This is a genomic window from Pseudomonas sp. PS02303 (assembly GCF_029959925.1).
GTDB classification, from domain to species: Bacteria; Pseudomonadota; Gammaproteobacteria; order Pseudomonadales; family Pseudomonadaceae; genus Aquipseudomonas; species Aquipseudomonas mandelii.
This window is the reverse complement of record NZ_JASCOM010000064.1, coordinates 20,594-27,304: the sequence shown is the minus strand read 5'-3', so window position 1 is coordinate 27,304 and position 6,711 is coordinate 20,594. Positions and strand designations below refer to the sequence as shown.

General features: G+C 60.1%; 7 protein-coding genes. 3 read left to right on the top strand and 4 right to left on the bottom strand.

Features of this window, described 5'->3' with window-relative positions; translation table 11 throughout:
- Nucleotides 1-141 precede the first annotated feature (141 nt).
- Nucleotides 142-774, bottom strand: coding sequence for a TetR family transcriptional regulator (locus QMX98_RS16205; RefSeq protein ID WP_010464134.1), 633 nt, complete (start codon nt 772-774; stop codon nt 142-144).
- A gap of 174 nt (nt 775-948) precedes the next feature.
- Complete coding sequence (locus QMX98_RS16200) at nt 949-1,446, bottom strand: hypothetical protein (RefSeq protein WP_077748940.1); 498 nt, start codon at nt 1,444-1,446, stop codon at nt 949-951.
- A gap of 386 nt (nt 1,447-1,832) precedes the next feature.
- On the opposite strand from QMX98_RS16200, the gene QMX98_RS16195 reads away from it, so the two are divergent.
- Nucleotides 1,833-3,908, top strand: a complete 2,076-nt coding sequence (locus tag QMX98_RS16195; RefSeq protein WP_282411057.1) for an AsmA family protein — start codon at nt 1,833-1,835, stop codon at nt 3,906-3,908.
- Between the two features lie 102 nt (nt 3,909-4,010).
- Here the strand turns inward: QMX98_RS16195 and QMX98_RS16190 are convergent, their stop codons facing one another.
- On the bottom strand, nt 4,011-4,541 hold the full coding sequence (locus QMX98_RS16190) for a ferritin-like domain-containing protein (protein ID WP_010464129.1): 531 nt from the start codon (nt 4,539-4,541) through the stop codon (nt 4,011-4,013).
- Nucleotides 4,542-4,669: 128 nt separating this feature from the next.
- A complete protein-coding gene (locus QMX98_RS16185; protein WP_077748943.1) occupies nt 4,670-5,572 on the bottom strand; it encodes a LysR substrate-binding domain-containing protein in 903 nt (300 codons plus the stop codon).
- A 117-nt stretch (nt 5,573-5,689) separates the two neighbouring features.
- On the opposite strand from QMX98_RS16185, the gene QMX98_RS16180 reads away from it, so the two are divergent.
- Entirely contained in the window at nt 5,690-6,328 is a 639-nt protein-coding gene (locus QMX98_RS16180; protein WP_010464126.1) for an NAD(P)H-dependent oxidoreductase, read from the top strand.
- On the top strand, nt 6,328-6,633 hold the full coding sequence (locus QMX98_RS16175; protein ID WP_007947555.1) for a multidrug efflux SMR transporter: 306 nt from the start codon (nt 6,328-6,330) through the stop codon (nt 6,631-6,633). The genes QMX98_RS16180 and QMX98_RS16175 overlap by 1 nt, the downstream gene beginning before the upstream one ends.
- Nucleotides 6,634-6,711: the final 78 nt, after the last annotated feature.

Genomic DNA, 6,711 nt, shown 5'->3' with positions numbered 1-6,711 from the left:
GGGGCGGGGATTTTTCGGGGGCACCAAATTGATGCCTTGACTGGTTTTGTGGACGTGAGCCTGCTCGCGATAGCGTCGGCACAATCAACATTTGATGTGGCTGACATTCCGCTATCGCGAGCAGGCTCGCTCCTACAGGGTTTATTCAGTGCTGCCGAGGCCTTGCCAATGCTTGAGACCGATGAAGATGAAGCGCAGTTGTTGAGTGATTTTTGCCTGTGGCGTCAGGTGCTCAGGCAGCGCCTCGGCCGGTGGATCGATAATGTCCGGCAAGGTCGCGAACACACTTTTGACGATCAGGTCCGCCATGACGCTGAGGCCGGCGATGTCCAGATGCTGCAATTTCGGCATCAAGGACAGGTCGGCCGCGAGGTCCGAGCTGATGTCTTCCCGCAGGCGACCAATGGCCTGGCGCACGGGCAGCGATCCGCCGTACTGCTCCCGGGCCAGAAACAGGAACTGCGAGCGATTGGCCGAGACCACGTCGAGAAAGATCCGAACCGAAGCGTCAATGATGCCGCCCATGACGAACTCGTTATGGCGCACCAGGCGAATGGTCTCGCGAAAGGTCTGGCCGACTTCGCTCACCAGTACCAGGCCCAGTTCGTCCATATCGGCGAAATGCCGGTAGAAACCGGTGGGCACGATGCCGGCGGTTTTCGCCACTTCGCGCAGGCTCAGGCTGCCGAATCCTCGACCACATTCCATCAGGTGACGGGCAGCGTCCATCAGGGCGTTGCGGGTTTGTTGTTTCTGTTCGGCGCGGGGCAGCATCGCAAGGGTGTTTTTCTGGACAGGGACAGCGGCGCACTCTAGCAAATCGGCTTCGCTGGCGTCGAACGACTATCGGGGGATCAAGCGGGGATGTACAACTTCCAATGAGGCAAAACCCTATAAAGTCAAAAGCCCAATCCAGGGATTGGGCTTTTTTTCAGGGCCGCCATGGGCTCAGCTCACAGCGCTGTTGCGTTCGATGACACGGTCACCACCACCTTCGGCGAGTGTTTGGCCTGGGGTGCGATCGGAACCATCGGCAGCCAGTGTTTGGCCTGGAGTGCGGTCGGAACCATCGGCAGCCAGTGTTTGACCTGGGGTGCGGTCGGAACCATCGGCAGCCAGTGTTTGGCCTGGAGTGCGATCGGAACCATCAGCAGCCAGTGTTTGGCCTGGGGTGCGGTCGGAACCATCAGCGGCGAGAACCTGGCCTTGTGGCGTTTTGTCATAACCGTCTTCAGTGATCAGGCCTTTTTCTTTCAAACGATCATTGCCACCTTCGGCAAGGGTCTGGCCTTGTGGAGTGCGGTCGGAACCATCGGCAGCGACGGTTTGGCTGAACACCGAGCGGCTGTCTTTGACTTGTGGAGTGGCCTGGTCAGCAGCAGGCAGAGCGAAAGCGGTGCTGGCCAGCATTGAGAGGGTAAGGCTAAGCAGTAATTGGCGTTTCATGATGGGTTGCTCCTTGGGGGGGCGATAAAGTGGGTACGAGGGCAATGCTACTCTCGATAAGTCGATATAAAAGTTCATAAACGCAATGGTAATAATCAACGGAATTGATTGTTCTGCCGAAGCGCTCTAGAACGGGTGTCTCCGGCGATCGCTTTTGCACTGGAGTGGGTATTTTCGACCCACTGATGCCGCACAAAAGTGCGGGGGCGGTAACGCTGGATTCGGGGGCAGTCTCTCCCCGGTCGATTATTTGAGGATTAATCGATGTTTCGGTTAAACCTGCGGGCCGTTTTTCAGTCGTAGATTCCATGGCAGGCCGGTTCTGGCCTGTCGTTTCACACGTGCGTCGCAGTCAGGGCGCTCAGTCGTATCAGGAGCCCTGTGCAATGACGCGCACTCGTAAAATTGTTACCTGGACCTTCGCCAGCCTGATTATCTTGCTGGCGGTATTGGTTCTGATCATCGCGTTCTTCGATTGGAACCGGATCAAACCGCCCCTTAATGCCAAAGTTTCTGAAGAGCTGCATCGTCCGTTCGCCATTAATGGCAACCTCGCGGTGGTCTGGCAGCGCGAGCCCGACGAGGGCGGTTGGCGGGCGTGGGTGCCGTGGCCGCACGTGGTGGCCGAAGACCTGAGCCTGGGCAACCCGGACTGGTCGAAAAAACCACAGATGGTCACCCTCAAACGCGTCGAGCTGCGTATTTCACCCTTGGCATTGCTGGCGCAACGGGTGGTGATCCCGCGTATTGACCTGACCGAGCCGAATGCCGACCTTCAGCGCCTGGCCGATGGCCGTGCCAACTGGACGTTCCAGTTCGACCCCAAAGACCCGAACGCCGAGCCTTCGAGCTGGGTGGTGGATATCGGTGCCATCGGCTTCGACAAGGGCCACGTCACCCTCGACGACCAGAACCTCAAGACTCAGCTCGATGTGCTGATTGATCCGTTGGGCAAACCCATTCCATTCAGCGATATCGTCGGCGACAAAGCCGCAAAAAACGCGCAGGAGAAAGGCGCGGCTCCCCAGGATTACGCGTTCGCGCTGAAGGTCAAAGGCCAATACCACAATCAGAAACTCGCGGGCGAAGGCAAGATCGGCGGGTTGCTGGCATTACAGGATGCGGCCAGGCCGTTCCCGCTCCAGGCGCAAGTGAAGATCGCCGATACCAGTGTCGAACTGGCCGGAACGCTGACCGATCCGCTGAACCTCGGCGCCCTGGACCTGCGCCTGAAACTGGCCGGTACCAGCCTGGGCAATCTCTATCCGCTGACCGGTGTGACGCTGCCGGATACGCCGCCCTACGAGACCGACGGGCATTTGATCGCCAAACTGCATGAGCCGGGTGGTGCGGTGTTCCGCTATGAAGCATTCAACGGCAAGATCGGCGAGAGCGACATCCACGGCAGCCTGGCCTATGTCGCCAGCCAGCCGCGGCCGAAACTCAGTGGTTCGCTTGTTTCCAACCAACTGCTGTTCGCCGACCTGGCCCCGTTGATCGGCGCTGACTCCAACGCCAAGCAAAAGGCCCGTGGCGGCGAAAGCAAGCAGCCGACGGACAAGGTGTTGCCGGTCGAGGAGTTCAAGACCGAGCGCTGGCGTGACATGGACGCCGACGTCGAATTCACCGGCAAGCGCATCATCCACAGCGAAAAATTGCCGTTCAATGACCTCTATACGCACCTGGTGCTGACCGACGGTGTTCTCAGTCTGGAGCCTCTGCGTTTCGGCGTGGCGGGCGGCAACCTGGATGCGCAGATTCGCCTCAATGGCCGCACCGAGCCGTTGGAAGGCCGGGCCAAACTGACCGCGCGCAAGTTCAAGCTCAAGCAGCTGTTCCCGACCTTTGAACCGATGAAAACCAGTTTCGGCGAACTCAACGGTGATGCCGACATCACCGGCCGTGGCAACTCGGTGGCCAAGCTGCTGGGCAGCGCCAATGGCAACCTGAAAATGCTGATCAACGATGGCGCCATCAGCCGCGAGTTGATGGAGCTGGCCGGGCTCAACGTCGGCAACTATGTGGTGGGCAAGATCTTTGGCGACAAGGAAGTGAAGATCAATTGCGCGGCGGCCGACTTCGACATCAAGACCGGTTTGGCCACCACCCGATTGTTTGTCTTCGATACCGAGAACGCGATCATCTATATCGACGGCACGGCGAACATGGCGACGGAGCAGCTGGACCTGACGATCACCCCGGAATCCAAAGGCTGGCGGTTGATTTCGTTGCGCTCGCCGCTATACGTGCGGGGCAAGTTCATCAAGCCGGATGCGGGCGTGAAGGCGGTGCCGCTGATTTTGCGTGGCGCCGGGATGGTTGCGTTGGGCGTGATTGCAGCGCCAGCGGCAGGGCTGTTGGCGTTGGTGGCACCGAGTGGGGGTGAGCCGAATCAGTGTGCGCCATTGTTGGAACAGATGAAGGCAGGCAAGGCGCCGGTAACCGTTAAACCAACGAAATAATGGGGTGTCAGTGTGGCTGCCTTCGCGGGTAAGCCTCGCTCCTTCAGGAGAATACTAAACCTGTAGGAGCGAGGCTCGCCCGCGAAGGCGATCTGAAAGGCGCTAGAGATCTTTCAGAATGTCAGCCATGTCATCCGCATGCTCTTCTTCCTGAGCCAGGATGTCTTCAAAGATGCGCCGGGTGGTCGGGTCTTTTTCGCCGATGTACTGAATGATCTCGCGGTAGCTGTCGATGGCAATCCGCTCGGCGACCAGGTCTTCGTAGACCATCTCTTTCAGTGAATTGCCCGCCACATATTGCGCGTGGGAGTTTTTCGACAGCAGGTCAGGGTTGAACTCCGGCTCGCCGCCCAGTTGCACGATGCGCTCGGCCAGTCGGTCGGCGTGCTCGGCTTCCTGGGTTGCGTGCTCGAGGAATTCGTCGGCCGCGACGTTGGCTTTCAAGCCGCTGGCCATGAAGTAGTGGCGCTTGTAGCGCAACACGCAGACCAGTTCCGTGGCCAGCGACTCGTTCAGCAGGCGCAATACTTCTTCACGGTCAGCGCTGTAGCTTTCGGTCACCGCGCCGTTCTCGACGTTCTTGCGGGCCCGTTCGCGAAGGGTGGTTACGTCAGACAAATGCATGTCACTCATCTCGTTCTCCTGGAGGCTAATCCGGTTTGCGTCACCTTCTGGGGAAGTGATCGCTACTTAAGGTGTGAGTGATGAGCGCGGCGAAAAGTTTTATGCCATTTGTCCATCGTAAAAAGCGCCCGAAATGGTCACGCCAACCCATGCCCGGACAGCAGCGCCTCCTCGCGCAGCCACGCAAAAAACGCCCGCACCGGCGGATGCCGTTCGCGTCCCGGCACACAGAGTGCGCTATAGCCGGCGCCATCGACCTGGACCTCGCCCCGGTAGGCGACCAGTAAACCGTTGGCCACGCTTTCCGACACCAGGATATTGCTCGCCAGCACCAGCCCCTGCCCGGCGATCGCGGCTTGCAGGGCGTAATGCTCTTCGTCGTATTCACGGACCGCCGGTTGCCCTGTCAGCCAACTTTCGCCGGACTGCGCGCACCAGGCCGCCCAGCCGTGGGCATAGAGTTTGGAGTTGTGCCAGCGCACGCTGATCAGCGTGGGTACCCGCTCAGCCGCCAGGGCCACCTGCCCGGGCGAGCCATAGACGCCGAACGATTCGTCGAACAGGCACAGCCCATAAAGGTTCGGGTAATCACCCAGGCTGTAGCGCACCACCAAATCGACGCTGGCGTCCTGATGCAGATCGATGACTTCGCAGTGGGTGTCCAGGCGCAGGTTGATGTTCGGATGGCGGGCGTAAAACCGACCCAGACGCGGCACCAGCCACAACGCCGCGAAGGCCGCCGTGGTGGAGATCGTCAGGCTCGCGCCGCTGCGTTGCGGGCGCAGGGTGTCGACGCTTTGCGCCACTTCCAGCAGCGCCCCGTGCAGGCTGCGGAACAACCGTTCGCCGCCGTCGGTGAGGCGCACCTGCCGTGGCAGCCGCTCGAACAGCGGCACGCCGAGCCAGTTCTCCAGCGAACGAATCTGGTGCGACACCGCTGTGGGCGTCACCGAAAGTTCTTCGGCGGCGGCCTTGAAACTCAGCAGGCGCGAGGCGGATTCGAAGGCGCGCAGGGCGGTGAGCGGCAACGAGGCAAACATTCAAATACTCCATGGATGAAATGGATTCATCCAGACTGATTTCTACTCAGTTGAAGAAGGGCGGCTGTGAGCTTCAATCTGCAAGCCACAGGCAGTTTAGCCCTTAAGGAGATTCAGATGAGCAAGATTCTTGCGATCCATGCCAGCCCCCGTGGCGAGCGTTCCCATTCCCGGCGTCTGGCGGAAGTGTTTCTTGGTGCTTGGCAAGCGCGACATCCTCAGTCGCAGCTGACTCGCCGGGAAATCGGTCGGGCATTGATACCGCCGGTTAACGAGGCCTTTGTGGCCGCGGCCTTTTACCCCGAGCCCCAAGCGCGTCCCTTGTCGATGCAGGCCGACCTGGCGTTCAGCGATGAGCTGGTCGGCGAGTTGCTCGGTCACGATTTGCTGGTGATTTCCACGCCGATGCACAACTTCAGCGTACCCAGCGGCCTCAAGGCCTGGATCGATCAGATTGTGCGGCTCGGGCTGACGTTCAATCACACCCTGGACAATGGCGTGGCGCAGTACGAGCCGTTGGTGCACGGCAAAAAAGCCCTGATCGTCACCAGTCGCGGCGGCTTCGGTTTCGGGCCGGGCGGCGAGCTGGAGGCGATGAACCATGCCGATCCGTTGCTGCGCACCGCGCTGGGGTTCATCGGCATCACCGACATCACCGTGGTGGCTGCCGAAGGCGAAGAGTCGGCTGAGCGCACGTTCGAGATTTCGCTGGCCGAAGCCGAGCAGCGCTTGCTTACGCTGGCCCGGGAGTTCTGATGGCCTGGCTGTTTCTGCTGATCGCCGCCGGGTTCGAAGTTACCTTCGCCATGGGCATGAAGTACGCCGAAGGCTTTACCCGGCTCTGGCCATCGCTGATCACGGTGGTGGCCGCCGTCGGCGGGATTTACTTCCTGACCCTGGCCATGCGCGAGTTGCCGGTAAGCATCGCCTACCCGATCTGGACCGCCATCGGTTCACTGGGCACGGTGTTTCTCGGCTTTGCGCTGCTGGGTGAAAGCCTGACGGCGATCAAACTGGTGTCGGTGGGGCTGATCGTGGCAGGCGTGGTGGGGCTGAAGTAGGGTGGATGTCATAGACTGGTCGTCGAGTTGTCATCTTGGGTGACGATGCTTGGCTGACGTCTTGCATCGCGCCTTGCT